This window comes from Endozoicomonas sp. ONNA1 (genome assembly GCF_024606325.1).
In the GTDB taxonomy this organism is placed as follows: Bacteria; Pseudomonadota; Gammaproteobacteria; order Pseudomonadales; family Endozoicomonadaceae; genus Endozoicomonas_A.
Genome location: NZ_JAHHPN010000346.1, coordinates 1 through 1,785, shown reverse-complemented (window position 1 = coordinate 1,785; position 1,785 = coordinate 1). Strand labels below are relative to the sequence as shown.

The window sequence follows — 1,785 nt, the reverse complement described above, 5'->3', positions numbered from 1 at the left end:
TATTAACAACATCATTAAGATTTATGATCAGTTTGAAAGCATCTCTGAAATAAGTTGGTTAAACTTTTATCTGCTTTCCTATCTACTTGTTTTGGATCATATTCAATCTCTTCTACGTCTAAATTTATATTTTCATCGTAGAGTGAGGAAATAATCTTATTTATATCTTGCTCTATTTGATATTGATGCCATATTTCATGCTGCTTAGTTTTTGCAATAAGACCTTTCTTTATCGCTACTAAATTATTATATTCATCTCGTGTTCTTGGTTTATCGAATTTGCCATGACATATTTTACAAAGAGGGATTAAATTGTCATCATCGTCAACGTTTGTACTTAATTGTTCTACCCCCTTAAGAACAATGGTCTCTTCAGGTTTAGGATTTAATGGATATATATGTGCTAATTCATATTTTTTATATTTAGATCCATTTTTTTCATATAACAAAGGCGTATCACATAATGGACAAATACCATTTACCTGATTGAACAATGCGATATTTGTGTTCTCGCTAAAAGACTTTCTTTTATTTGCCATACACGACCTTACGCTATATGGAATCAATTGATTCTAACATTATATCTTTTGAATAGAATTAGTACACGACAAATTTTGTGTATAATTTTTCACTACATTAACAGTATTTGTTTGAGCTTAGCCCTAACGCCTGGTTCAGCCGCGCCGCCGACGGCGGCGTCGGGTGGAGGGGCGCAGCCCCGGAACGAACTGGAACCATTTGTTAGGTGCTATTTTCACTCCGATTTTTCTGATGACACCCAACCCGAAGTCTCTTTTCTCGCCGCTTGCTCAGAACTTTCTGTCAGGCACCTGCTGAGAAAGGCAGAGGAGACGGACTTAAACCCTGAGCAAAAAGCCGAGAAGGTGACCATGCTGAAACTGGCGCGGCACTTTGCCTGTGAGAGATTTGAGTCAAACCGCCAGAAGCACTGAACCCACACCAACCCTTGAGAACGACTCAAATGCCGGACCGCCAGCGGCACGGAACCAAAAAACTAACCAGATTGTTTAAACTAACTGACTGCCACCTGCGGAGAAGGTGACCAAGCTGAAACTGGCGTGAAAGCAAAGGTCAAAAGCTAAAGAACTTGCTCGCCAGAAACACTGAGCCAACCCCAAAACTCGATAGAAGCTCAGAAGCTTGTGCTGGCGTCAAAGCATAGGTCAAAAAATAACAATGCTGATCGCCAGCAAAAACGAAACCCAAAAATCACGACAGATATAGAGTTTTGCCCTCATCTACTGAGCAAAAAAATCTACCGGCACAGACTGACCTCAAAGATTTGAACTCTTGGTATGAGCCTTGGCACCTAACGCTTGAGTTCAGCCGCCGCCGTAGGCGGTCGGCTGGAACGATTTGTTAGGTGCAGCTGCTGGCACGATAAGTTTGCTTCGACTTTGCTGGGAAATAATATTTGTTTGGCACAATGCCTTGCTTGCCAGTTATAAACAAAATGTCGTTTGAAATTGTTGGCACGAACTTACAGGCGGAATTTGCTTGCACAGACTTTATTTTGCTGATTGTGACAACACGGGTGAAACTCGTTTTGCAAGAAAGTGGATCCGATACCCTTATTTTTGTCATTTTCAATAAGGCCAGTAAATGTGTTGGCACATTTTATATTTTGTTGCTTTGAACAACTCTGTGCGTGCTTGATGTATGCACAAGTTAAGCTTGAACTTCTGGAATCTGACGTTGATGTTTGGCACCTAACGCTGGCAGCAAGGGTGGCGAACGCAGTGAGCCATCCCTTTGCCTGTATTT

The 1,785-nt window shown here is 41.2% G+C and carries 1 protein-coding gene; it reads right to left on the bottom strand.

What is annotated here, in order from left to right:
• Positions 1-14: 14 nt before the first annotated feature.
• On the bottom strand, positions 15-539 hold the full coding sequence (locus KDK19_RS07835; RefSeq protein WP_257291689.1) for an ABC-three component system protein: 525 nt from the start codon (positions 537-539) through the stop codon (positions 15-17).
• Positions 540-1,785 lie beyond the last annotated feature (1,246 nt).

Coding starts and splice junctions, on each gene's coding strand:
- KDK19_RS07835 (WP_257291689.1), bottom strand. CDS start 539: ATGGCAAATAAAAGAAAGTCTTTTAGCGAGAACACAAATATCGCATTG.